Source organism: Rhodococcus sp. NPDC060090, from assembly GCF_042729855.1.
GTDB lineage: Bacteria > Actinomycetota > Actinomycetes > Mycobacteriales > Mycobacteriaceae > Rhodococcus.
The window spans coordinates 491,473-514,559 of the sequence record NZ_JBHWXB010000001.1 but is presented as its reverse complement, the minus strand read 5'-3'; the positions used below and the strand labels follow the sequence as shown (position 1 = coordinate 514,559).

Annotated in this window: 24 protein-coding genes; 17 read left to right on the top strand and 7 right to left on the bottom strand. The window is 66.2% G+C overall.

Going from position 1 to position 23,087, the window contains the following annotated elements; all coding sequences use genetic code 11:
• Window positions 1–323 precede the first annotated feature (323 nt).
• From ACFWCF_RS02275 to ACFWCF_RS02225, 11 genes are all read left to right on the top strand, one after another.
• Window positions 324–1,067 carry a GntR family transcriptional regulator gene (locus ACFWCF_RS02275; RefSeq protein WP_378491078.1) on the top strand — a complete coding sequence of 248 codons (744 nt, stop codon included), beginning with the start codon at window positions 324–326 and terminating at the stop codon, window positions 1,065–1,067.
• Complete coding sequence (locus tag ACFWCF_RS02270; protein ID WP_378491077.1) at window positions 1,067–1,504, top strand: phosphonate C-P lyase system protein PhnG; 438 nt, start codon at window positions 1,067–1,069, stop codon at window positions 1,502–1,504. The genes ACFWCF_RS02275 and ACFWCF_RS02270 overlap by 1 nt, the downstream gene beginning before the upstream one ends.
• Entirely contained in the window at window positions 1,501–2,088 is a 588-nt protein-coding gene (phnH, locus tag ACFWCF_RS02265; RefSeq protein WP_378491076.1) for a phosphonate C-P lyase system protein PhnH, read from the top strand. The genes ACFWCF_RS02270 and phnH overlap by 4 nt, the downstream gene beginning before the upstream one ends.
• 1 nt (window position 2,089) lies before the next feature.
• The gene (locus ACFWCF_RS02260; RefSeq protein WP_378491075.1) at window positions 2,090–3,199 is read left to right on the top strand and encodes a carbon-phosphorus lyase complex subunit PhnI; all 1,110 of its coding nucleotides are present in this window, start codon (window positions 2,090–2,092) and stop codon (window positions 3,197–3,199) included.
• Window positions 3,199–5,052 (top strand): alpha-D-ribose 1-methylphosphonate 5-phosphate C-P-lyase PhnJ, encoded by a 1,854-nt coding sequence (locus ACFWCF_RS02255; protein WP_378491074.1) that lies wholly within the window; start codon window positions 3,199–3,201, stop codon window positions 5,050–5,052. Before ACFWCF_RS02260 ends, ACFWCF_RS02255 begins: the two co-directional genes overlap by 1 nt.
• Before the next feature lie 2 nt (window positions 5,053–5,054).
• Window positions 5,055–5,810, top strand: coding sequence for an ATP-binding cassette domain-containing protein (locus ACFWCF_RS02250; protein ID WP_378491073.1), 756 nt, complete (start codon window positions 5,055–5,057; stop codon window positions 5,808–5,810).
• On the top strand, window positions 5,807–7,048 hold the full coding sequence (locus ACFWCF_RS02245) for an alpha-D-ribose 1-methylphosphonate 5-triphosphate diphosphatase (protein WP_378556622.1): 1,242 nt from the start codon (window positions 5,807–5,809) through the stop codon (window positions 7,046–7,048). Before ACFWCF_RS02250 ends, ACFWCF_RS02245 begins: the two co-directional genes overlap by 4 nt.
• 211 nt (window positions 7,049–7,259) lie before the next feature.
• Window positions 7,260–8,222: a phosphate/phosphite/phosphonate ABC transporter substrate-binding protein gene (locus tag ACFWCF_RS02240; RefSeq protein ID WP_378556619.1), complete on the top strand. Its 963-nt coding sequence runs from the start codon at window positions 7,260–7,262 to the stop codon at window positions 8,220–8,222.
• A gap of 30 nt (window positions 8,223–8,252) precedes the next feature.
• On the top strand, window positions 8,253–9,083 hold the full coding sequence (gene phnC / locus ACFWCF_RS02235) for a phosphonate ABC transporter ATP-binding protein (protein ID WP_378556616.1): 831 nt from the start codon (window positions 8,253–8,255) through the stop codon (window positions 9,081–9,083).
• Window positions 9,080–10,798: a phosphonate ABC transporter, permease protein PhnE gene (phnE, locus tag ACFWCF_RS02230; protein ID WP_378556613.1), complete on the top strand. Its 1,719-nt coding sequence runs from the start codon at window positions 9,080–9,082 to the stop codon at window positions 10,796–10,798. Before phnC ends, phnE begins: the two co-directional genes overlap by 4 nt.
• A gap of 33 nt (window positions 10,799–10,831) precedes the next feature.
• Window positions 10,832–11,626 carry an inositol monophosphatase family protein gene (locus ACFWCF_RS02225; protein WP_378556610.1) on the top strand — a complete coding sequence of 265 codons (795 nt, stop codon included), beginning with the start codon at window positions 10,832–10,834 and terminating at the stop codon, window positions 11,624–11,626.
• Between the two features lie 3 nt (window positions 11,627–11,629).
• Here the strand turns inward: ACFWCF_RS02225 and ACFWCF_RS02220 are convergent, their stop codons facing one another.
• On the bottom strand, window positions 11,630–13,723 hold the full coding sequence (locus ACFWCF_RS02220) for a copper-transporting P-type ATPase (protein WP_378556691.1): 2,094 nt from the start codon (window positions 13,721–13,723) through the stop codon (window positions 11,630–11,632).
• A 333-nt stretch (window positions 13,724–14,056) separates the two neighbouring features.
• On the opposite strand from ACFWCF_RS02220, the gene ACFWCF_RS02215 reads away from it, so the two are divergent.
• Window positions 14,057–14,710, top strand: coding sequence for a GAF and ANTAR domain-containing protein (locus ACFWCF_RS02215; RefSeq protein ID WP_378556688.1), 654 nt, complete (start codon window positions 14,057–14,059; stop codon window positions 14,708–14,710).
• 20 nt (window positions 14,711–14,730) lie between these two features.
• Here ACFWCF_RS02215 and ACFWCF_RS02210 read toward each other — a convergent pair whose 3' ends face one another.
• The 3 genes from ACFWCF_RS02210 to ACFWCF_RS02200 all read right to left on the bottom strand — a co-directional run bounded on the left by ACFWCF_RS02210 (window position 14,731) and on the right by ACFWCF_RS02200 (window position 16,300).
• Window positions 14,731–15,084 carry a PLDc N-terminal domain-containing protein gene (locus ACFWCF_RS02210; RefSeq protein WP_378491067.1) on the bottom strand — a complete coding sequence of 118 codons (354 nt, stop codon included), beginning with the start codon at window positions 15,082–15,084 and terminating at the stop codon, window positions 14,731–14,733.
• 170 nt (window positions 15,085–15,254) lie between these two features.
• On the bottom strand, window positions 15,255–15,653 hold the full coding sequence (locus tag ACFWCF_RS02205) for a hypothetical protein (RefSeq protein ID WP_378491066.1): 399 nt from the start codon (window positions 15,651–15,653) through the stop codon (window positions 15,255–15,257).
• An 11-nt stretch (window positions 15,654–15,664) separates the two neighbouring features.
• Window positions 15,665–16,300 carry an NAD(P)-dependent oxidoreductase gene (locus ACFWCF_RS02200; protein WP_378491065.1) on the bottom strand — a complete coding sequence of 212 codons (636 nt, stop codon included), beginning with the start codon at window positions 16,298–16,300 and terminating at the stop codon, window positions 15,665–15,667.
• A gap of 120 nt (window positions 16,301–16,420) precedes the next feature.
• Here ACFWCF_RS02200 and ACFWCF_RS02195 point away from each other — a divergent pair, with 120 nt between their 5' ends.
• Window positions 16,421–16,984, top strand: coding sequence for a PadR family transcriptional regulator (locus ACFWCF_RS02195; protein ID WP_378556607.1), 564 nt, complete (start codon window positions 16,421–16,423; stop codon window positions 16,982–16,984).
• Window positions 16,985–17,129: 145 nt separating this feature from the next.
• Window positions 17,130–17,876: a class I SAM-dependent methyltransferase gene (locus ACFWCF_RS02190; RefSeq protein WP_378556604.1), complete on the top strand. Its 747-nt coding sequence runs from the start codon at window positions 17,130–17,132 to the stop codon at window positions 17,874–17,876.
• An 89-nt stretch (window positions 17,877–17,965) separates the two neighbouring features.
• On the opposite strand, the gene ACFWCF_RS02185 is transcribed toward ACFWCF_RS02190, so the two are convergent.
• Window positions 17,966–19,339 (bottom strand): cytochrome P450, encoded by a 1,374-nt coding sequence (locus ACFWCF_RS02185; protein WP_378491062.1) that lies wholly within the window; start codon window positions 19,337–19,339, stop codon window positions 17,966–17,968.
• Between the two features lie 237 nt (window positions 19,340–19,576).
• Between ACFWCF_RS02185 and ACFWCF_RS02180 the strand changes: the two genes are divergently transcribed.
• Window positions 19,577–20,614, top strand: a complete 1,038-nt coding sequence (locus tag ACFWCF_RS02180) for a beta-ketoacyl-ACP synthase III (RefSeq protein WP_378491061.1) — start codon at window positions 19,577–19,579, stop codon at window positions 20,612–20,614.
• On the opposite strand, the gene ACFWCF_RS02175 is transcribed toward ACFWCF_RS02180, so the two are convergent.
• Window positions 20,546–21,364 (bottom strand): MHYT domain-containing protein, encoded by an 819-nt coding sequence (locus ACFWCF_RS02175; RefSeq protein ID WP_378491060.1) that lies wholly within the window; start codon window positions 21,362–21,364, stop codon window positions 20,546–20,548. The genes ACFWCF_RS02180 and ACFWCF_RS02175 overlap by 69 nt on opposite strands.
• Before the next feature lie 18 nt (window positions 21,365–21,382).
• Window positions 21,383–21,544, bottom strand: a complete 162-nt coding sequence (locus ACFWCF_RS02170) for a hypothetical protein (RefSeq protein ID WP_378491059.1) — start codon at window positions 21,542–21,544, stop codon at window positions 21,383–21,385.
• Between the two features lie 46 nt (window positions 21,545–21,590).
• Here ACFWCF_RS02170 and ACFWCF_RS02165 point away from each other — a divergent pair, with 46 nt between their 5' ends.
• Window positions 21,591–21,887, top strand: a complete 297-nt coding sequence (locus ACFWCF_RS02165; RefSeq protein ID WP_378556599.1) for a hypothetical protein — start codon at window positions 21,591–21,593, stop codon at window positions 21,885–21,887.
• 36 nt (window positions 21,888–21,923) lie between these two features.
• Entirely contained in the window at window positions 21,924–23,057 is a 1,134-nt protein-coding gene (locus ACFWCF_RS02160; protein WP_378491057.1) for a Rieske 2Fe-2S domain-containing protein, read from the top strand.
• The last annotated feature ends 30 nt before the right edge of the window (window positions 23,058–23,087 follow it).

Here is a 23,087-nt window from a genome sequence, read left to right as displayed (position 1 = left end):
TCGTGCGGGTCTTCGGGGAGGCCGGACGGCTGGCAGGGGAGCCCCGCCGGCGAATCGAGGGGAGGAGCCGGCGGGGCCCTGAACTGCATCTCCTGTGTCGGGGAGGACTTCCAGGAAGAAGCGTCGCGTCAAGGCGACGGCCGCCACTGTATGGGAGCGTGGCCGACCCCGTCCACTCCCGATGCCGAAATGATATGTAGCACCAGAACTATTCGCGCCTGCATCATCGCCCCGAACAACTGACCCAGTCGTTCAGCTGCGTTTCCCTTCCGGTTACCTTCGGTGAAGTTGCCCGTACAACTCGGTGGACCATTGTCTACGGCGTGACGGAGCGCAACGGTTACCACAAGATCGCCGGCGAGCTGGCCGACGAGATCGCCCAGCTGGACCCGGGCACCAAACTCGCGAGCGAACACGAGCTGATGGCACGGTTCGGCGTGGGACGGGCAGCCGCCCGCTCCGCGGTGCAGGAACTCGAGCGTCGCGGACTCGTCCGCAGGCTCCGCGGCTCCGGTACCTATGTCAACCGTCGCATCGACTACATCGTCTCCAAGGAGAAGCGGCCGTCGTGGCATCGGACCGTCGAAGCGGCGGGCGCCGTTCCTCGTTCGTCCGTGTTGCTGTCCGAGGTCCGGCCGATTCCCGAAGGCAGTGCGCGCTATCTCGGACTCGAGCCCGGAACTCCCGCCCACTACATGCGAAGACTGCGCTACGTCGACGACCACGTGGCTGCGCTGGGTGAGGAATGGGTGCGGTGTGAGGCCGTCACCGAACTCGGCTCCGCCATGCGTGTCGAGGAGTCGCTCGACGAACTCCTGCGCCAGATGGGCAGATTCGACGTCGTGCGGTCGTGGTGCCGTACCTCGATGGAACTGCCTCCCGAAGAGGTCACCAACGCCCTCGAGATGACCTACGTCGCCCCCGTCTGGGTCATCGAAAGCATCAACCGTGACGCCGAAACCGGCGTCGTCGTCACTTACAGCACCTCCTGGACGCGCGCCGACATGATCCGCGTGGTCATGGAGATCGGCGACCAACCTCCCGTTTCGAACTGCGAAGGAAATTGATGACTCCCCACACCTACAGCCGGGAGCGGCTCGCCGAGCTGCTCGCCGTGGCGCCCGAACAGGATTTGGTGGGCGCAGCCGACGTATGCCTGTCCGACGGTGCGAATCTGACCGTCCTGACCACCCCGGAGATCGGGTGCATCGCGACCCAGGTTCGCGAACCCATCGGCCACGTCCGCTTCTTCCTCGGCAACGTCCTGGCCTGCCACGCGGAAGTCCGTCTCGACGGTACCCGCGGCTGGGCCATGCGGATGGGCGACGACCGCGCCGCGGTGCTCGCCGCCGCGGTGTGCGACGCCGAGGTCGCCGCGGGCCGTCCCAACGCCGGCCATGTGCTCGAGCTGTGTGCCCGCATGGAAGCCGAGCTCGGTCGTGCCGACGCCGAGGAATGGGCACAGATCGCCCCCACCATCGTTCAATTCGAGGAGCTGACGTGACGATCGCCGCCACCGACAAGGTCATGGGAGTCGGACTCGACCCCGTTGTTGCACAGCAGGTCTACCGCGCGATGCTGCATGCGTTCAGCCGCCCCGGCCTGCGGCAGACCCTGCCCTCGACGGACTTCCCTCCTGCACTGCTGCCCGCCCTCGCCCTCGCAGACCTCGAGACCTGCGTCGCCGTGCTCGAAGACGACTCCGACTGGAACGAGGTGCTCACCGTAGCGACGGGTGCCCCCGTCGCGGCGCTCGGCGAGGCGAAGTACGTCATCGCCCTTCGTCCCGTCACCGCCGACGAAATACTTTCTGCCGCACGCGGAACCGCACTGACGCCGGAGTCCGCCGCGACCGTGATCTGTTCGGTCCCGTCACTCGACGGCGGAACACCCGCCGAACTTACCGGGCCGGGCGTCGACGGGACCGAAACCATTGCACCGCAAGGATTCGACCACGTACTGCGTAATGCCCGCGATGAAGCCACCGCAGAGTTTCCCGGGGGCATCGACATCCTGCTCGTCGCCGACGACGGCACCGTGGTCGGACTGTCGCGCACCACGCGCATGAGTACCGCACAGGAGAACTGACATGGGATATTCCGGAGCCCGCGGCGGACTCGACGCGATCCTCGCCGCCGAAAGCCTCGTCCGCACCGCGCGTGAAGCCGACAACTCGCCGCGCTTGACCACCGAACAGATCACCGGCCGCATGCGCCTGGCCGTCGACCGCGTGATGGGGGAAGGGTCGCTCTACGACCCCGAGACCTCCGCCGATGCACTCCGCCAGGCGGAAGGCGACGTCATCGAGGCCACGCACCTCGTCCGCGCCCACCAGTCGACCCTGCCGCGACTGGCCGTCAGCGAGCCCGTAGACCCCGACGAGATGACCGTCCTACGCCGCATCGTGCCTGCGTGGCGCACCCCCGACGGTCCTCAATTGCTGGGCCGCACCAGCGACTACACCGGCCGCATGCTCGTCCGTGACGAAGAGCCCGTGCCGCCGACGATCATCGACGAGGCGCCGACTCCCGACCGCACCGAAGCCGAACGCCACCCCAAGCGCTTCTCGGACATGCTGCGCGAAATGGACCTGCTCGCAGACAGTCGACCGATCGACGGCTCCGACCCCGAACCGTTCGACATCTCCCGCCACCCGGCCGCGCCTCCAGCGCCGCGCTCGGCGGTACTTGCGTCGATGGCCCGCGCCGAGACCGGCTCGTTGATCGGCACGTGGTATCGCTCGATCCGCGGCACCGAAGGCAACCTGCACGAGGTCACGCTCGGCGAGGTGCGACACGGCCGTGTCCCGGTGCGCGTCCGGCACCCCCACACCGGAAATGCCTTTTCTGTCGGCGACATTCGAGTCACCGAGTGTGAGGCGATCGAAGATCTCAACGGACCCGACGAGGACCGCGGACGCTTCGACGTCGGCTACGGATTGTGCTTCGGTCACAACGAACGCAAAGCCATCGCGATGGCCAACCTCGACATCGCGTGCCGCCGTTTCGGCGACACCGGCGGTCTCGAGCAGACCCTGCTGCTCACCACCGACGGACTCGATTCCTGTGGTTTCCTCGAACACCTCAAGCTTCCGCACTACGTCACCTTCCGCTCGATGATCGACCGGAAGGTCGCCGTGCAGGCCGGCGCCGACGATGCCGCGGACCGCAACACCGAACCTCTCGGAAGGACCTGCTGATGACCGACCTGCTCACCACCCGCGACACCGGCTCGCGCGTCACCCATACCCTCGACGCGATCGACGCCGCCACCCGTGAACGTGGCATCCTCGACGAAGGATCCAAACGCGAGATCCGCCGCGCAACACTGACTGCCGTGTGCGTTCCCGGATACCTGACCCCGTTCGGATCCCGCGAGATGCCCGTCGCCCGCGGCTGGGGCTCCGGCGGCCTGCAGGTCACGCTCGGCCTCGTCGGCGGCACCGATGTCGTCAAGGTCATCGACCAGGGTGACGACGATGGCGTCAACGCCACGAACCTGCGACGCCTGATCGAGTCGAGCGAGAAGTGTGCCTCCACCAAGGACACCCGCGAGTCGACGATCATCCAGTCGCGGCACCGGATCCCCGAGGAGCCGATGACCGAGGGGCAGATCCTCGTCCTGCAGGTTCCCAACTCGGAACCTCTTCGAGCCGTGCAGAAGTCGGTCACCGAATGCGCCCGTATGCATGCCGAGGCCGACTACTCGATGATGTGGGTCAGCCTCTACGAGGACCTCGTCCGCAACGGCGTCATCACCAAGACCACCGGCTACCCGGTGCTCGTCGACGGCCGGTACGTGATGATCACGTCGCCGATCCCGCGATGGGACGTTCCGCGCCTGAACAATTCACCGCACCTGACCCTGCTCGGTGCCGGACGTGAGAAGCGCATCTTCGCGGTACCGCCCTACACCCCGGTGCAGCCGCTCACGTTCGACGATGTCCCGTTCGAGGTCGAGGGCAGCGACGAACAGATCTGCGTGCGCTGCGGCTCGTCCGACACGTTCCTCGTCGAGGCATCGCCCGGACGCATGATGTGCAGCGACGTCGAGTGGTGCACTCGCGTCGTCGACGCCGACATCGACGAGGCACTCCACGATGCGTATTCCCCCGTGCAGTTCCTGCCCGACCCGCAGCGCCGTGTCCGCGCCGCGAATGCGGTGACCCGCCGCGACCCGGCCGAACTCACCGACCGCCCCGTGCCCGCGCACCCCGACGGCTGGACCCTCGCTGTGCGGGATGTCGGAAAGGTGCACGGCCCCGGTGGCGCCGACGCCGTGCCCGGCACCGGCCCCGACACGGGTACCGCGATCAGCCCGGTCACCGGCGCCGTCGTCGCCGCGTGGGACGTGAGCTTCGACGTCGCCCCCGGCGAGGCCCTCGGCCTGATCGGCGAATCCGGCTCGGGCAAATCGACCGTGCTGCGCTGCTTGATCGGCGACGACAAGGCCACACATGGCTCGATGTTCCTCACCACCGTCGGAGGTGGCACCACCGACGTGTTCACCCTCGACGACACCGAGCGACGCGCGCTGCGCATCGACACCCTCGGACTCGTGCACCAGAACCCCGCCGACGGACTCACGATGACGGTCTCTGCAGGCGGCAACATCGCCGAGCGTCTCACCGCGGCAGGCTGGCGCAACTACTACGAGATCCGCGACCGCGCAGCGTATCTCCTGGAGAAGGTCGAAGTGCCCCTCGACCGCATGGACGACCCCGTCCACACCTTCTCCGGCGGCATGCGTCAACGAGTGCAGATCGCGAAGGCACTCGCGACCGATCCGCGTGTGCTGCTGCTCGACGAACCCACCACAGGCCTGGACGCGTCGGTCGCGGCGGGTGTCCTCGACCTGCTCCGCAACCTGCTCGCCGAGCGCGACACCGCCGCCGTGGTCGTGAGCCACGACTTCGCGGTCATCGAGGCGCTCACCGATCGCACGCTGGTGATGAATGTCGGACGCGTGGTCGAGACGGGCCTGACCGACCAGCTGTTCCAGGATCCCCACCACCCCTACACTCAGCGGCTCGTTGCAGCCGCCCGGAGGTGACCATGTCCGAGTCCACCACCACCGCAGATCCGGTCCTTACCGTCCGCGACCTGCACAAATCGTTCACCCTCCACACCATCGACGGCCGCACCGTCACGTCGCTGCACGGCGTCGACCTCGAGGTCGGCCGCGGTGAGCACGTGGCCCTCGCGGGACCGTCCGGTGCGGGCAAGTCGAGCTTCCTGCGCTGTGTGCACCGCAGTTACCTGCCCGACGCCGGCTCGGTCGTCCTGCACACCGACGGTGGACCCGTCGAACTCACCGAGCTGTCCGACCGGGAGATGGCCCGGCTGCGCGGACGCGAACTCGGCTACGTCTCGCAGTTCCTGTCGGCGCCGCCGCGCACCGCGCCCCTCGAGGTGGTCGCGGCGTCGGCTCGTCGTCGCGGAATGAACCGCGCCGACGCCCGCGACGCCGCTGCCGAAGCGCTGCAGCGACTCTCGCTCGACAAGGCGCTGTGGGACGTCGACTGCAGTGTGCTGTCCGGTGGTGAACGCCAGCGCGTGAACATCGCTGCCGGCACCGTCCACCCACCGCGGCTGCTGCTGCTCGACGAGCCGGTGTCGGCCCTCGACCCGGCCAACCGTGAACGGGCGCTCGAACTCATCGCGTCGCTGTCGGGTTCAGGTGTCGCGGTGCTCGCGGTGTTCCACGATCTCGACGCCATGCACCGTCTCGCGACCCGTGTCGTCCGGTTCTCGGACGGCCACATCGACCGAATCGGATCCGCTACGGACGTATTGGGAGCAGCCGCATGACCGGAACAGAAACCGTCCCGACCGCTGTATCGACCGGCATGTCGTGGACGCTGCAGGCGGCACCGCAGAACTATGTGGTCGGGCACGTCCGGGCGGTGCTGCCCGACCGCGTCCTCGACGACGCGCAGATCGTGGTGCGCGACGGACGGATCGAGGAGGTCGGACCGTCCACTCCCGGAGTGCGACCGGACGTCGACGGCGGTGGTCTGCTGTGTCTGCCGGGCCTGATCGACGTGCACTCCGACGGACTCGAGAAGGAGCGCCTTCCGAGGCCGGGGGTCGAGCTGCCGTGGGCGTTCTCGCTCATGTCGTTCGAAGGCAAGGTGCGTGCGGCCGGAGTGACGACAGTGTTCCACGGTGCGTCGTTCTCCGACCGCGCCACGGCGACCACGGGACGCAGCGTTCATGTGGCGCAGCAGATGTGCGAGTCGATCGAAGACTGGACCACCCGCGACACCGACGCGAAACTCGTCGACCACCGCGTCCTGCATCGCCTCGACGTGCGGTCGGCCGCCGGATTCGCGGCGATGCGTGACGAGTTCGAGCGCCTTGTCGCGGCAGGTGCCGTCACCACCGAAACGCCCGCGGTGATCTCCCACGAGGACCACACCCCGGGGATCGGCCAGTACGCCGACCGCACGTACTACGAGAACCACATCGCCGGGGTCCGCGGCATCTCCGCGGAGGACGCGCGCAAGGTGGTGGACGGTCTGGTGGCCGAACGTGACGCAAACGCCGGGATCCGTGACGAAACGATGGGCTGGCTGGCCGAGCAGTCCCGCAACGGTCTCGCTCGTGTCTTCGGACACGACCCCGAATCGGCCGTGGAGATCGCCGATCTCGCCGCGCGCGGCGGCAATGTCGCCGAGTTTCCCACGACCGTGGAGGCGGCGCGGGAAGCACGCAATCGAGGCATGTCCGTCGTGATGGGCGGACCGAACGTGCTGCGCGGACGCTCCCATTCGGGCAACGTGTCCGCCGGTGAACTCGCCGAGCTGGGTCTGGTGACGGCGCTGGCGTCGGACTACCTGCCGTCGTCGCTGCTCGGTGCGGCATTCGCGCTCGCCGACGGGTATATGACATTGCCTGCCGCCGTGTCGCTCGTCACGAGTGGTCCCGCAACGGCGGTCGGGCTCGCCGACCGGGGCGCACTGAGCACCGGGCAGCGCGCCGACCTCGTCCTCGTCTCGTTCGAACACGGTCACCCGGTGACCCGTTCGGTACTACGCGCATCCTGACATTCCGGCCCTGCACCGAATCGGTGTGGGGCCGGTCTCGTATCGGGCGGACAGGCCGCCGGGAACGTCTTCTGCTCGAGGTCGGGAGTTCATCTCGGGTTGGGGGATTCGATACACCGTACCGACAGTCTGGACTCCGACGATGCCGCCACGGTGTCGCCCCCCTCGTGTCCCGACTCGCTTCCGCGGGTTCGACAAGGAGCTTTTCTACATGCGTATCTCTCATTCCCGATCCCTCGTAGGGGTTGCCATGGCAGCTGCGGCGACGCTCGCCCTGTCCGCGTGCGGCTCGAGTGCCGACGAAGACAGCTCGGCGGGCGCGACCGGAAGCGAGGGCACCCCGGAGACATTGGTTCTCGCGTCCATCCCGAGTGAGGACAGCACGAGCCTGCAGCAGGAGTTCGCGCTCATCCAGCAGGTCATCGAGGACGAGACCGGCATCCCGGTCGAGTTCCAGAACGCCACCGACTACGCGGCCGTCATCGAGGCCCAGCGCGCAGGCAAAGTCCATATCGGTCACTACGGCCCGTTCTCCTACGCCACGGCGAAGGACAGCGGCGTGCCGGTGCAGCCATTGGGTGTGTTCGCCGACAGCCCCGATGAGGAGCCCGGCTACCGGTCGTATGCCCTCGTGCCCGCGGGATCCGATATCCGTTCGCTCGAGGACTTCCGGGGCAAGACGGTGTGTTTCGTCGACCCCACCTCCACTTCCGGGTATCTCTACCCGTCTGCGGGCCTGCTCGAGGCCGGCGTCGACCCCGAGGCGGACGTCACCCCGATCTTCGCGGGCGGGCACGATGCATCCGCGCTCGCAGTCAAGAGCGGTCAGTGCGACGCAGGCTTCGCCTTCGACACGATGGTGACCGAGACCCTCGTCGAGAAGGGTGATCTCGCTGAGGGCGACCTCGACGTGATCTGGGAGTCCGAGATGATCGCGGCCAGCCCGTCGGCCGTGCTGACCACGCTGCCGCAGGATCTCATCGACCAGCTCACCGACATCTACGCCACCAAGCTCACCCGCCCCGCGCTCGTCGAGGCAGGCTACTGCGCCGGCGAAGACGAGTGCGAGCTTCCCGAGGGCACCGAATACGGATTCATCCCCGTCACCGACGACTTCTACGACGGTGTCCGCAAGGTCTGCGAGATCACGCAGTCCTCTTCCTGCGCAAGCTGACCCGATCCCCTCGAAAACCTGGAGTCCGACATGACCGACCCCGACCATGCGCGCCTCGGCGCATCCATCGACAAGATCCTCCGGCCCACCATCGAACTCGATCACGTCAGCAAGGTGTTCGCACCGGATCTCCGGGCGCTCGACGACGTGTCGCTGACGGTCTATCCCGGTGAAGTGGTTGCGCTGCTGGGCCTGTCGGGGTCGGGTAAGTCGACTCTGCTGCGTCTGCTCGACGGCCTGCATCTGCCCACCTCGGGTGCTGTGCAGGTCCTCGGGCGTGATGTCGGCACTGCCCGCGGTCGTGAACTGCGGGACTTGCGACGCAAGGTGGGCTTCGTATTTCAGCAGTTCCACCTCGTCGGCAACATGTCGGTGCTGGAGAACGTGTGTTCCGGCGCCCTCGGATCGCTGCGCGGGCCGCGGTTCGGTCTCATGATGTATCCGAAGGCCGTGCGGCTGGCGGCCATGGAGCAGCTCGACCGTGTCGGTCTCGCCGACCGGCCGTTTCAGCGCGCCGATACCCTTTCCGGTGGTCAGCAGCAGCGTGTCGCGGTGGCGCGCGCACTCATTCAGAAGCCGAAGATCCTCCTCGCAGACGAGCCGGTCGCATCGCTCGATCCCGAATCGTCGGCACAGGTGATGGCGCTGATCTCGCAGATCGCGTCCGAAGACAACCTGACCGTGCTGTGCAGCCTGCACCAGGTCGATCTCGCACTGTCGTGGGGGCATCGCCTCGTCGGGCTGCGTGGCGGGCAGGTCGTGCTCGACAAGCCCGTGTCGACTATCGACCGGAACGAGACCATGAGCATCTACTCCGCCGTCGAACCGGTCGTGTCCGCGCAGGCCGCCGCGAACCGATGACGATCACCGCCCCACCGCCTGCCAGGACTCTCCCGCGCCCCACGTGGCAGACAATCAGTGTGCAGGTCATTCTGTTCGGGCTGTTCGCAGCAGCGCTCTGGTCGATCGCGTCACTGAAGATCAACGTCGCGACGATCATCGACAGTATCGGCAGCGCAGCCGATTTCCTGTCGCGGATCTTCCCGCTCGACTTCCCTCCCATCGGCGAGCTCGCCGCAATGACCGGGCAGACCCTGGGCATCGTGCTCCTCGCCACGGTGTTGGCTGTGGTGCTGAGCATTCCCGTCGCGCTGGGCGCCGCCCGCAATACGGCACCCCGCACCGTGCTGCGGATGCCCGCCCGCACCGTCATCGTCGTCACCCGCGCCATTCCCGAACTGGTGCTGGCGATCCTGTTCCTGCGCCTGTTCGGGCTCGGCGCCATCGGTGGCATCCTCGCCCTCGGTATCCACTCGATCGGCATGATCGGCAAGTTGTACGCCGATGCGATCGAAGACACCGACCCCGGCCCGCGCGACGCGCTGCGGGCCGCCGGCGCGACGTGGTGGCAGCAGATCACCGGTGGTGTGCTGCCGCAGGTGATGCCGGCGATCGTCGCCACGGCCCTGCACCGGTTCGACATCAACCTGCGCGCCTCGGTCATCCTCGGCTATGTCGGCGTGAGCGGTATCGGCCTCGAACTGTCGGCCGCACTGCGCACCATGAACTATCAGCGCGGCATGGCACTCGCACTGTTCATCGTGGCCTTGTGCGTCATCGTCGAACTGATTTCCGGTGCTCTCCGCCGAATGGTGCTCGGCGACAAGGCGCCTGCGCGCCGTGGCCTGTACACGCGTCTTCGGGATCGGGTGTCGAAGGCGCAGGGAGGCTGGGTCGATCGGAAGCCGGGCAGCGTGCAGGCACCGACTGCACTGCGTACCGTCGACGGTCGATACCGGATCAGTCCGCCGTGGACTGGCGAACGCATCGCTCGCACCGTGTACGCCGCGCTGTTCGTGCTGGCACTGCTGGTGTCGCTGTGGGCGGCCGAGATCGATTTCTCCCGCATGGCCGAAGGTTTCGGATCGATGTGGAACACTCTCGGGCTGTTCTTCCCGCCCGGGACGGGTGGCATCGGAGACGAGCTGTGGAAGCAACTGATCGTCACCTTGCAGATCGCGCTGGCCGCCACCTTGATCGGCCTGATCTTCGCGATCCCCGTGGGCCTGCTGGCGGCTCGCAACGTCGTCCCCACCCCGGGTATTGCGAAGGGGTTCCGCATGTTCATCGTGATCGTTCGCGGCATCCCGGATCTGATCCTCGCGATCATCGTCATCGTCGTCACCGGCCTCGGTGCCACCGCGGGCGCGATCGCCTTGTCCGTCGGCGCAATCGGGTTGCTCAGCAAGCTGATCGCCGACTCGGTCGAAGAGACCGACATCCGTGTGCAGCAGGCGGTGGTCGCCGGTGGCGCGACACGGATGCAGGTGCTCATCGCCGCGACTGTCCGGCAGTCGGGGCCTGCGATCATCGCGCACCTCTTCTATCAGCTCGACACCAACATCCGTGCCGCAACACTTCTCGGTGTCGTCGGTGCAGGGGGGCTGGGCTTCTACCTGATGAACGCGGCCCGCGTCATGCAGTTCGACGTGGTCACCATGATCGTGCTGATGATCTTCGCGGTGGTCCTGATCGTGGAGGGCCTCGCCATCTGGGTCCGCAAGGTCGTGTCCTGATTCCCCGCTATTTCCGACAACTGGAGAAAACGCATGACTCTCACCGACTCCGACCGCACCGCCGCCGGCCGCATGCTCACCGCCGCGTCCGACGCCGCCCTCACCGCCTACCGCGACGCCGTCGCGAAGTATTCGAGGGAGAAACTGAAGTCCATTGCGATGGACGGCGCCGACGGAACACCGACGATGTTCATCGACGTCCTCGTCGAAGACGCCATCATCTCCGCGGCGACGGCAGCGGGCGCGAACGTGCTGTCGGAGGAACGGGGGTGGATCGACGTCGGCTCGGCCATCACCCTCGTCGTCGATCCCGTCGACGGTTCCGCCAATGCTGCGGCGGGAATTCCGTTGGCGTGCTTCAGCGCAGCTGCGGTGATCGACGGTGAATTCACCGAGGCGACGACGAGCTGGCTGCACACCGGCGAGACCTGGTGGGCGTCGCGCAGCGAATCGGCGTTCCGGACGAGCGGATGCACGTCGTTGGCGTCGGCCGCGGTCTCGATGCTCCGTCCGCACGAACGCAACCGCGATGCCTGGTGGCGTGTCGCGGAGACTGCCACCCGCATTCGCATTCTCAGCTGCAGCACCCTCGAGTCGGTGTTCGTCGCGACCGGGTCGACCGACGCCTTCGTCGACGCGGGCAGCGACACCCACCGCCTGATGGACATCGCCGCGGCGGTCGTTCAGGTCGAGGCCTCCGGCGGTGCGGTGATCGACGCGTACGACCGCCCCATCGAGTTCGGTACGGATCTAACCAAGCGATGGAGCGGAATCGTCGCGGCTACAACGGATCTAGCGGACGAACTGCGTGCCGCCATCCAGGGGTAGTCGTCAGAATTTCTTTGCACGCAGGCGCAGCGCGTTCCCGATGACGCTGACCGACGACAGGGCCATCGCAGCGGCCGCGACAATGGGCGAGAGCAGGATCCCGAACGCCGGGTAGAGAACCCCGGCCGCGAGCGGAATGCCGGCCGCGTTGTATGCGAACGCGAACACGAGGTTCTGGCGGATGTTGCTCATCGTCGCCTCCGACAATGCGCGTGCCCGCGCGATGCCGGTGAGATCGCCGTGGAGCAGGGTGATTCCGGCGCTCTCGATCGCGACGTCGGTGCCGGTACCCATCGCGATGCCGACGTCGGCCGCGGCGAGGGCGGGTGCGTCGTTGACGCCGTCGCCGGCCATCGCGACCACCCGGCCTTCGTCGCGGAGTCGCTGCACCACGTCGCTCTTCCCGTCGGGCAGGACTTCGGCTTCGACGCGGTCGATGCCGAGCATGCGACCCACTGCTTCGGCAGTGGTGCGGTTGTCACCGGTGAGCATGACGACGGTGATGCCGTCGGCGCGCAGTTCCTCGAGCGCTGTCGCGGTGGTGTCCTTGATCGGGTCGGCAATGGCCAGCACCCCGGCAACCGTGCCGTCGACACCGACGTAGATCGCGGTGGCGCCGTCACGTCGCAGCTCGTCGGCGCGCTCGCGCAACGACTCCGTGTCGACACCCTCGTCCAGCAGGTACGACGCATTGCCGATGGTCACGCGCCGACCCTCGACCACGCCGACCACACCGCGACCGACGGGCGAATCGAAGTCGGCGACCTCGGGGATGGTGATGCCTGCGTGTTCGGCGGCGTCGACGATCGCGATCGCGAGGGGATGCTCGGAGCCGCGTTCGACGCCCGCGGCCAACCGCAGGACGTCATCGTCGGTGTGGCCGTCGGCGGCGACGATCTCGGTGACCGTGGGCCTGCCTTCGGTGAGGGTGCCGGTCTTGTCGACGACCAGGGTGTCGACCTTCTCCATGCGTTCGAGCGCTTCGGCGTTCTTGATGAGCACGCCGAGCCCGGCGCCGCGTCCGACACCGACCATGATCGACATCGGAGTGGCGAGCCCGAGAGCGCAGGGGCACGCGATGATCAGCACCGACACGGCAACCACCAGCGCGTAGGTGAGCGACGGCGACGGGCCGACGAGCGCCCACACGATGAACGCGACCACCGCGATCGCGATCACGGCGGGAACGAACCACGCTGCGACGACGTCGGCGAGCCGCTGGATCGGTGCGCGCGTGCGCTGCGCCTCGGCGACCATCGCGACGATCCGCGAAAGCACCGTGTCGCTGCCGACCTGCTCGGCGCGGAGGACGAGGCTGCCGGTGCCGTTGACCGTGCCACCGATGACGTTGTCGCCGGTCTGCTTGGTGATCGGCATGGATTCGCCCGTCACCAGTGCTTCGTCGACGGACGAGCGCCCGTCGACGACGACACCGTCGACCGGGACCTTCTCACCGGGCCGCACCCGCAGGCGATCTCCGATGTGGACGTGTTCGAGGGGGATGTCGTGTTCGGAGCCGTCGTCGTCGATCCGTCGGCCGGTCTTCGGCGTGAGATCGAGCAACGACTTGATTGCGCCGGACGTCTGCTCACGCGCACGCAGTTCGAGAACCTGGCCGAGCAGGACCAGCGTCGTGATCACCGCGGCGGCCTCGAAGTACACCGCGACGGAGCCGTCCATCTGACGGAACTCGCCGGGGAAGATACCGGGCGCGAGTGTCGCGACGACGCTGTACAGCCAGGCCACGCCGGTGCCCATCGCGATGAGCGTGAACATGTTGAGCGAACGCGCCCGGATCGAATTCCAGCCGCGGACGAAGAAGGGCCATCCTGCCCACAGCACGACCGGGGTGGCAAGGACGAACTGGATCCACGTCGACACCTTGGGTGGCACGACATCGTGGAGCGCGGGGAACAGATGTGCGCCCATCTCGAGGACGAACACCGGCAGGGACAGCGCAAGCGCGACCCAGAACCGTTTCGTCATGTCGGCGAGCTCGGGGCTCGGGCCGGTCTCGGCCGTCACCACCACGGGTTCGAGGGCCATGCCGCAGACCGGGCATGAGCCCGGCCCCTGCTGCCGGACCTCCGGGTGCATCGGACAGGTGTATTCCGCCGCATCGTCGGTGGCGAGGGCGCCACGGGGTTCGGTGTGGTGATGCTCCGCTTGGTTGTGCTCCGTGTGATGGTGCTCGTCCATGGCTTCCAAGTTATACCCCTCGGGGGTATATGTCACGGAAGGGTTCGTCGGGTATTCGGAGAGTTCTCCGCGGTAGTGATGCACGCTGTGTGGGGATCGTGGTGCGGTGCCGACCCCGACATCACTACCGTGTACTCCTTGGGGGACGAACGAAAGGACGCAACTGTGGACGAGTCTGCTGTCTCTCCGACAGCCCCGGACCCGGCGGGTGTGTTCGCCGATCTGGCAAAGATGTTGTACAGCGGGTCGGAAGCGTCGGACATCTACTCGGCGATCTGCGTCGCAGCGACCGTACTGGTGCCCGGCTGCGACCGGGCCAGCGTGATGCTGCGCCGCGGGGACAAGCACTCCACCGTGGCCGCAACGGACGACGTCGCCCAGCGCATCGACGAGTTCGAGCGCCGACTGGGGCAAGGACCGTGCGTGGACGCAATCGCCGATGCGCGGCCGCAGATCGATACGGACCTCCGGGGACACTCGACGTGGCCTGAGTTGGCCCGGGCAATTGTCGAGACCACCCCGGTGCGTGGTGTGATGGGTTTCCGTCTGCTGATCGACGAGCGCAAGGCCGGCGCGCTGAATCTGTTCAGCGACACACCAGGTGCATTCGATGCCGCGGCGGCCGGTGCCGCCAGTGTGCTGGCCTCGTTCACCTCGGTCACCATCACCGCGATCAGCAGGGGCGACGACGTCGAATCCCTGCGTAACGGATTGGCCAGCAACCGCGAAATCGGCCAGGCGATCGGACTGCTGATGGCAATGGAGAACATCTCATCTGATGAGGCGTTCGACGTGCTGCGTCGTACCTCTCAGGAGGTCAACCTCAAGATTGCAGATCTGGCCCGCGCTCTCGTCAGTAGTCACGCTTCCGGGAAGACCGAGTAGGTCTCGACGACCGACCCGGGTCAGGCCGTGCTGCTCTCGTTACCTTCGTCGCGCTGACGCTGTTCTTGTGCCGCCCGCCGCTGTTGTTCGACACGCGCGCGGAAGCGGCGTTGGAAGTCCTCGTCGTTCTCGGGATCCACGACGGGACGGGTGGGTCGCGGGTGCTGGGGAGCAGACTTCGACGCCAGCATCTCCGCCACGCCCTGGGGCCGGCCGAGCACCAGCCAGAGCACCGACCCGAACATCGGCAGGAGGAGCACGATCATCAGCCACAACAATTTGGGTAGGTGCCGGACCCGATCCTCGTCGGAACAGATCACATCGACGAGGCAGCCCAACCACAGCAGTGTCACGATCAATCCGAGGTATGGCACCCCCGCAAGCTAGCAGGCGTGGTGTAGGGCTCGTAGGCCTGGTGGTCGACGATCGCGGTGCGTACGGGTGGGTGACCGAACGTGTACGACACGGGGCCTTCATTGCAGTCGGTACCCGAAATGATGGTTGGTGTAACGAAATATGCTGCACGAACCATTATTTCGTGCGTCTACGTCGTACTACCGGCGCGATCCGCTCTTGCCGCGCCGATTGTGAACGCGATGGCGAGAACAGCAGACGCGATCGCTTGGTAGCCGAACCACAGCGCACCGCCGGATGACATCACCGCGACCACGATCACGGTGACGACAATCCAGCCGCTGTCGTAGCCGATGAGGTACTTGGTATGCGACGGGACGGCGCTGCGGAGGGCGAAGGTGATCTCCGCAGCGCCGCTCAGGAGCAGTAGGCCCGCGGTGGCGAAAATCAGCCAGGCGTCCACATCCAGTGCAGTGCTGATCGACGCCACCGCTGCGGAGTAGACGACGGCAAGGATCACCTTGAAAAGTCCGTCACCGAGGAATCCGATACGCAGCCACCGTGTCGTATCTATTGTTGCGACGCTCATGTTGCCAACTCCTACGCGAGTGGGGCGAGGCCATACGCGCGCCCGCCGGTGTTCGGGTTCTGCACGACCTCCAGTAGCGCACCGGCCAGATCTGCTCGGTGCACGCTGGAGATCGAATTCGCCTCGGGTATCAGGCGATGGCCGCGGGCCGGTTTGTCGACGAGATAGCCGGGACGCAGGATCGTCCAATCGCATGACGAACCTGCCGAGCGCAACACCTCTTCCATTGCTGCGAGGTCCGAGTAGATGTTCGGACCCTTCCGGCGGACCAGCGGACGGATCGTGTGGCGGAACCACCACGGTTCACCGGCGCCGGACCGCAATACGGGAGACGCAGACACAGCGACGATCCGATGGACGCCTTGCCGCTGCATCGCGGCCAGCAGATTCCCGGTGCCCGAGGTGCACACCGGCTCGGTGTCGTCGTACGACCTCTTTCCGAGTGTCGAGATGACGGCGTCGGTGTCGTGGGGGAGTGTGAGTTCTCGATCGGTGACGACCTGGGTTTCGAGTAGTTGCACGCCGGTCGGTGCGTCGAAGCTGCTTCCTGGCCGCACCAGAGCGGTGATCCTGTGCCCGACTGCCGTGGCCCGTTCGATGAGCAGCCGGCCTGTTGCGCCAGAGGCCCCGGCGATGACGAGATGCAAGTGAAGTCCTCCCGTGAGGAGCTAGTACAACTTGACTACTGCCCTTCGAGGGTAGAGCATCCTGGCGGCTAGTCAAGGTGTACTAGAGTCGTGGGAGCACACCTCGGACGGAAGGCCCAAGTGACTGCCACCAGACTTCTCCTCCTCGGAGCAGTTCGTGGGCGCACCACCGCGCACGGATACCAAGTGATGCGCGACCTCGAGAGCTGGAGCGTCGACCTGTGGGGCAGTCTCAAGCAGGGCTCGGTCTACCACGGTCTCAAGCGTCTCCGAGACCAGGGGCTTCTGCGGGAAGTGGCATCCGAATCTCCCGCTGCCGGCCCGGCTCGGACCGCCTACTCGATCACCGAGGAAGGCGAGAAGGAGTTCCGCGCGCTCCTCGAGGATGCGCTCGGTTCGGGGGAGGACCCCGCAGAGATCATCGCGGGCATCGGACTCATGACCGTGCTGCCGCGCGAGCGTGTGCTCAACCTGCTCCGCCTGCGACTCGACGCGTTGACGGTCAAGCGTCAGCGTGTCGTCGGCGAGTACGAGCGCAACCCCGACGCGGATTGGCAGCATCACATCGAGGCCATCCGGTACTGGGCCAAGACCACTGACAGTTCGATCGAGTGGACGCGAGAACTGGTCGAACGTCTCGAACGGGGCGAATACACGATGGCAGGCGAGGAACCCACTTCGTGATCTTTTCATCGGATCGCGCCGCAGAACAGCGCGAGGCGATCCAGGGCTGAGAAATCAGAACCGAATGTGCCTTGACCGGTGGTGAAGTCGGGTGTTGTGTTGAAGAATGCAATTCACCGCGCCGGCGGAACAGTACGACCGTTTCATGGGACGTTACGTGCCGTCGCTGGCGGCCGCACTCATCGATGCCGCCGAGGTGACATCCGGCCAGAGAGTCTGCGACGTCGGGTGCGGGCCGGGCGGCCTCACCCGCGAGTTGGTGGCGCGGGTCGGAGCCGTGAATGTCGCGGCGATCGATCCGGCGCCACAGTTCGCGGCAGCATGTCGTGAACGCAATCCGGGTGCCGACGTTCGTGAAGGTGTTGCCGAACAATTACCTTGGGCGGCAGGTGAATTCGACTCGACACTCTCGTCGCTCGTGATCGGTTTCATGCGCGACCCCGACCGGGGAGTGCGGGAGATGGCCCGGGTCACCCGTCCGGGTGGTGCCGTCGCTGCCTGCATGTGGGACATCGCCACCGGCGGTATGACGATGCTCCGGTTGTTCTGGTCTGCGGCGCGGCAGGTGGATCCCGGCGTGAAAGGTGAATCCGCGATGGCCGGCACCGCCGAAGGCGATATCGCCGAGCGGTTCCGTCGTTCAGGCCTGGTCGACGTGGTCGAGGGGGAATTCATGGCTCGCGCGGACTACAGCAGCTTCGACGACTTCTGGACGCCGTTCACGTACGCGGTCGGGCCCGCGGGCCAGTACCTGCAGTCCTTGTCGCCTGCGCAGCAGGAAGGTATGCGTGAGGCCTGCCGGTCGGCACTTCCGGCCGCTGGACCGTTCTCGCTCGACGCACGGGCCTGGTACGCGCGCGGTACGGTCCCCGCTGCGCAGGCGCGCACGTGATCATCCGACCGCTCCCGCGATGAGTTCGCGACCGTTCGAAGTCACGATAGTGACAGGCGAACGCTGAAGGAGAATTCGACGGTCGCCAACTATGCGGCGGTAGTCCTCGCGCACACGTGTGCCGGAACGGGGCCGCCGGCGACCATGGTGAACGGGGTCGCGAGAGGGAAGTCGTCGGAAAGCGATTCGATGCAGACAGAGCGGACGATGCCGGCGAGGGCCAGCGTGGCTTCGAGTATGGCGAAATGATCGCCGATGCAGGTGCGTGGGCCACCACCGAAGGGCAGGTACTGCCACCGGCTGCCGATCGTCGACCGCTCCCGATCGAACCGGTCCGGGTCGAACCGTTCAGGGCGGTCCCAGAGCGCGGGATCGTGGTGGAGCGCGTAGATTCCGACGACCGCGTTGGTGCCCGCCGGGATTCGGTAGCCATCGACCTCGACATCCCGCATGGCCATGCGCGCGACCGTCGCTGCCGGCGGACATACCCGCAGCGCCTCATGGATCACTTGGACGGTGTACGGCAGTTGTGCAAGGTCGGACGCGTGCAAGCGACGATCGCCGACCGCGGCGGCCTCCGATGCCACACGGTCCTGGACCTCGTGGTCGTGGCCGAGGGCCCACAGACTGTAGGCGAGAGTGGTCGCGGTGGTGTCGTGACCCGCGAAGAGGAATGCGAACAGCTCCTGGCGGATCGTCCGGTCGGTGAACTGTTGACCTGTCGCCGGGTCGGTGAGTTCGAAGAAGAGCCGGATCAGTTCCGCATCACCTCCGGCGTCGGTGCGCGCGACCGTCATGGCATCGTCGATCGCGTCGGTGACGACTGCCATTGCCGTACGGAAGCGGTGGCGGGCAGGTGTAGGCATCCAGGTCGGGGCACGCACAGGTTGCAGCGAGCGACGCGTGATGAACTGGACCGATCGAGTCAGCGGCGGGCCGAGAGCGTCGGCGTGGTCGCTGAGGTCGAGCCCGAACAGAGAATGTCCGAGTACCCGCAGGGTGAGCCGCCGGGTTTCCCGGCCGAGATCGGTCGCACCCGATGCGGCCCATTCGGCAGCCATGGACTGGGCGATGTCGGCCATGCGATCGGCGTACACGGCCACGTGCTTCTTGGTGAACAACGGCTGCAACGCACGTCGCTGGTCGAGCCACGGTTCGTGGGGGAGGTTGAACAGGTTGTCACCGGCCCATGTGCGCGTCTGAACGTGGACGATCATCTCTTTGTCGAACGCGCCGTCGGCGCCCGCGAGAACGTCGTGGGCACCTTGCGGCGAGGTGATGATCGCGAGGGTCGGAGCTACACGCTTCGGGCCGAGGTGCACGATGGCGACCGGTCCGCAGGCGTCACGGATCTCTTCGGGGCCGGTGTGGAGTCTGCGTACAGTCCGGATGCGTTTGATCAGCGACATCGGCACATCGGGCGCGATGGGGAAGTTCTGGGCCTGTTCGCTGGTCCTGGCCATTTTCTCAGTGTGGACCCATTTCGGTGGGTGCACCAGACCAGGGCACTCACCGGAACGGCAAGCGCTTCTCACGCGTGTCGTCGGAGCAAGCTGGACTCAAAGGTGACAACGTGAACCTTCCCGAAACAAGATGAGCGCTGGGCGCAGTCTGCTGGCATTGTCGGGGTGCCGGACGCTGCGCAGCTGGCCACAATTGAATACGAAGGTGAACCGTCAGGTTCATGTGGAGAGGAAGTCATGCCCGCTCAGATTGCCACCGCCGCACCCGTCACTCACGCAGCTCTGCTGGGGTTGGGGGCGTACCGACCTCGGCGCGTCGTGCCGAATTCCGAGATCGTCGACCAGATCGATTCGTCCGACGAGTGGATCAAGACAAGGTCGGGTATCTCTTCGCGGCGCTTCGCCGACGACGACGAAACGATCATCTCGATGAGTGTCGCCGCCTCTCGCGACGCGCTCGCCGCGGCCGGTCTGGAGGCCGATCAGATCGATGCGGTCGTGCTCGCCACGTCGTCGCAGATGGTGCTGGGACCGTCCGCGGGTGCTGTGGTGGCCACGGAGCTGGGTATGAAGGACACCGCCGCCTACGACGTATCGGCAGGCTGCGCGGGCTTCTGCTACGCCCTGGGCAATGCCGCGGCACTCGTTCGTGCGGGACAGGCCAGGAACGTATTGGTCATCGGAGTGGAACGGTTGTCCGATCTGCTCGACCCGGCCGACCGGACCTGCGCCTTCATCTTCGCGGACGGCGCAGGCGCGGCCGTGGTCGGTCCGTCCGAGTCCGAGGGGATCGGTCCGGTCGCCTGGGGTTCGGACGGAAGCCAGACCGACGCCATCAAGCAGGACAAAGACTTCATGACGTACTTCGACGAGGTCGAGGAAGCGGTACCGAGCGGTGTCCCCCCGGTGCGGCCGTACATCCGGATGAACGGGTCGGCGGTGTTCCGCTGGGTGGTGAGTTTCCTGGGGAAAGCATGTGCCGACGCGCTGGAGAAGGCCGGCGTACAGGCCGCAGACCTCGACGCCTTCGTCCCGCATCAGGCCAACAGCCGCATCACCGACGCGCTCATCAAGGGGCTGCACCTTCCCGAGAACGTCGCGATCGCGCGTGACATCGGAGAGACCGGCAACACCAGCGCCGCGTCGATCCCGATGGCCATGGAGCAGCTTCTCCGGTCCGGTGAATCCAAGCCGGGAGACACCGCGTTACTGGTCGGCTTCGGCGCGGGGCTCGCCTACGCCGGACAGGTCGTGCAGTTGCCCCCGATCGTCTAGTTCGCGGTCGCTTTCGGGGGTGAGCAGTAGTGCCACGATCGGCACCGCAATCACTACGATGCCGGTCACGAACGCCGGGAACAACAGCGACAGCGCCGTCATGCCCTCGGGTTCCGGCGCGTCGAGGTCGACGAGTGCACGCATCCCGACCATCCCGGTGTAATGCAACGCCACCACGCCGCTGGCCAGAAGCAGTACCGACGCCACCCGCACGTGGAGTTTCCCGGGAACGTCGGACAGCCACATCGCGGCCACTGACCCGGCGATGCCGGTTGCTGCAGACACGGCCACCATCTTCGGGTCGTGTTCGATGGTGCCCCGGATCTTGACCGCGGCCATGCCGGTGTAGTGCATGAGGACAATGGACGTCCCCATCACCGTCCCGCCGACGGTCAGCGATACAGGGCGAGGGAGTCGTCCGGCGGCGGAGAGGCGAACGTCCGAGATCAGCAGCCCGAACAGTGTCGCTCCGACGGCAAGCACCACAGAGAAGAGGGTGGCGGCGAGGTCGTAGCGGACGGCAGAGGTCGGCACGGAGAAACCCGACATGCCGATGAAGTGCATGAGCCAGATGCCTACTCCGCCGATCGACAGGGCTGCCATCACGAGCCAGCGCGCACCGGCAGCGGGCGTCAGACATTTCCGGGACTGCTGGACACAGGACAATCCGACGTAGCAACCGACCGCGGCGGTGACGAATGCCAGGTACGGCACCCACAACCCCATGGCGAAGTGGTGTTCGTGCGGCATGAGATCCCCCGTGTCCAGCTACTGCACCAGCGGCCCGACCATATCCCAGATGTCGGACTTGTCGAGTCTTCCCGCGCTCTCCCTGGTCATCCGCGCGCCCCATTGCTGGTGTGGGAAGTCGGCGGCCGCGCGGGCAAGGTCGACCATCCCGCTGGACTGAAACATTGTGGTTGCCGCCACATCCGCTTCCTAATCTCGGGGTCATCCGAGGAAGGGAACGGCCAGAATGCAGTCGCTCGATTGCCACACCTGTGGCACCCGCGTGCTCGTCGCGAAGTACAGCCCCGCGCATACGAGTATCCAGTGGTGCGGATCGGCCTCCGATGTATGTCGAGAGTTCGCCGCTGCCCGTGAGATCGATCCCCACGCGTATCTTCTGCGCTGCTCGGCGCTCGACTGCACGGTCGACGCGGCGGTCGCCGAGGGGGAGATTCTCCAGACCACGCGGGTCGAGCCACCCGTGAGGCCCCTCCCGCCCCAGGAATCTCCGGCTTCCGAGGAAGCCGTCACCGCCCCGCGGTGACCGCCGTTTTCAGCCACTTCAGCTCTGGAGGACTCCATGACAGTCGAACAGGATCGTATCGAGATCCGCACAATCGAAGCCGGCAACAATCCCACTCGGTTTGCTCGCGGGTGGCACTGCATCGGCCTTGCCGAGTCGTTTCGTGACGGGAAGCCACATCAGGTCGAGGTCTTCGGAACCGACCTCGTGGTCTTCTCCGACACGAAGGGCGAGCTCCACGTCCTCGACGCCTTCTGCAGGCACATGGGCGGCAACCTCGCCCGCGGCGAGATCAAGGGCGACACCATCGCGTGCCCGTTCCACGACTGGCGCTGGAACGGGCAGGGGCGCTGCGAGGAGATTCCTTACGCTCGTCGCACCCCGAAGCTCGCACGCACGAAGTCGTGGATCACGATGGAGCGCAACGGAGTTCTCTTCGTGTGGCACTGTCCCCAGGGCACGACTCCGCCGGAGGACGTGACCATCCCGGAGATCGAGGGATACGAGGACGGCGAGTGGAGCGAGTGGACGTGGACGACCATTCACGTCGAGGGGTCGCATTGCCGAGAGATCGTCGACAATGTGGTCGACATGGCGCACTTCTTCTACGTGCATTTCCAGATGCCCGAGTTCTTCAAGAACGTGTTCGAGGGGCATGTGGCGGGTCAGCACATGCGCTCGTATGGCCGTGACGACGTCAAGACCGGCGTGCAGATGGACCTCCCCGAGGCGCAGACGATTTCGGATGCCTTCTACTACGGTCCGTCCTTCATGCTCGATACGATCTACACCGTGTCGGAAGGCGCGACGATCGAGTCCAAGCTCATCAACTGCCATTACCCGGTCACGTCGAACTCGTTCGTGCTCCAGTTCGGCACGATCGTCAAGAAGGTCGAAGGCATGTCCGACGAGCAGGCCGCTGACATGGCGACCTTGTTCACCGATGGTCTCGAGGAGCAGTTCAAGCAGGACATCGCGATCTGGGAGCACAAGTCGCGTATCGAGAATCCGCTCCTCACGGAGGAGGACGGCCCGGTGTATCAGCTGCGTCGCTGGTACAGCCAGTTCTATGTCGACGTGGAAGAGGTCACGCCCGACATGACGCAGCGCTTCGAGTTCGAGGTCGACACCAGCCGCGCCCTCGAATCATGGCAGAAGGAGATCGACGAGAACCTCGCCTCGAAGGAGTGACGATCATGCCTGTCCTGCCCGGAAACCGTG

Excerpts from the sequence above, each read along its gene's own strand:
- ACFWCF_RS02270 (WP_378491077.1), top strand. The coding sequence starts at position 1,067 with ATGACTCCCCACACCTACAGCCGGGAGCGGCTCGCCGAGCTGCTCGCC.
- ACFWCF_RS02260 (WP_378491075.1), top strand. The coding sequence starts at position 2,090 with ATGGGATATTCCGGAGCCCGCGGCGGACTCGACGCGATCCTCGCCGCC.
- ACFWCF_RS02255 (WP_378491074.1), top strand. The coding sequence starts at position 3,199 with ATGACCGACCTGCTCACCACCCGCGACACCGGCTCGCGCGTCACCCAT.
- ACFWCF_RS02250 (WP_378491073.1), top strand. The coding sequence starts at position 5,055 with ATGTCCGAGTCCACCACCACCGCAGATCCGGTCCTTACCGTCCGCGAC.
- ACFWCF_RS02245 (WP_378556622.1), top strand. The coding sequence starts at position 5,807 with ATGACCGGAACAGAAACCGTCCCGACCGCTGTATCGACCGGCATGTCG.
- ACFWCF_RS02240 (WP_378556619.1), top strand. The coding sequence starts at position 7,260 with ATGCGTATCTCTCATTCCCGATCCCTCGTAGGGGTTGCCATGGCAGCT.
- phnC (WP_378556616.1), top strand. The coding sequence starts at position 8,253 with ATGACCGACCCCGACCATGCGCGCCTCGGCGCATCCATCGACAAGATC.
- phnE (WP_378556613.1), top strand. The coding sequence starts at position 9,080 with ATGACGATCACCGCCCCACCGCCTGCCAGGACTCTCCCGCGCCCCACG.
- ACFWCF_RS02225 (WP_378556610.1), top strand. The coding sequence starts at position 10,832 with ATGACTCTCACCGACTCCGACCGCACCGCCGCCGGCCGCATGCTCACC.
- ACFWCF_RS02220 (WP_378556691.1), bottom strand. The coding sequence starts at position 13,723 with ATGCACCCGGAGGTCCGGCAGCAGGGGCCGGGCTCATGCCCGGTCTGC.
- ACFWCF_RS02215 (WP_378556688.1), top strand. The coding sequence starts at position 14,057 with ATGTTGTACAGCGGGTCGGAAGCGTCGGACATCTACTCGGCGATCTGC.
- ACFWCF_RS02205 (WP_378491066.1), bottom strand. The coding sequence starts at position 15,653 with ATGAGCGTCGCAACAATAGATACGACACGGTGGCTGCGTATCGGATTC.
- ACFWCF_RS02190 (WP_378556604.1), top strand. The coding sequence starts at position 17,130 with ATGGGACGTTACGTGCCGTCGCTGGCGGCCGCACTCATCGATGCCGCC.
- ACFWCF_RS02185 (WP_378491062.1), bottom strand. The coding sequence starts at position 19,339 with ATGGCCAGGACCAGCGAACAGGCCCAGAACTTCCCCATCGCGCCCGAT.
- ACFWCF_RS02180 (WP_378491061.1), top strand. The coding sequence starts at position 19,577 with ATGCCCGCTCAGATTGCCACCGCCGCACCCGTCACTCACGCAGCTCTG.
- ACFWCF_RS02175 (WP_378491060.1), bottom strand. The coding sequence starts at position 21,364 with ATGCCGCACGAACACCACTTCGCCATGGGGTTGTGGGTGCCGTACCTG.
- ACFWCF_RS02165 (WP_378556599.1), top strand. The coding sequence starts at position 21,591 with ATGCAGTCGCTCGATTGCCACACCTGTGGCACCCGCGTGCTCGTCGCG.
- ACFWCF_RS02160 (WP_378491057.1), top strand. The coding sequence starts at position 21,924 with ATGACAGTCGAACAGGATCGTATCGAGATCCGCACAATCGAAGCCGGC.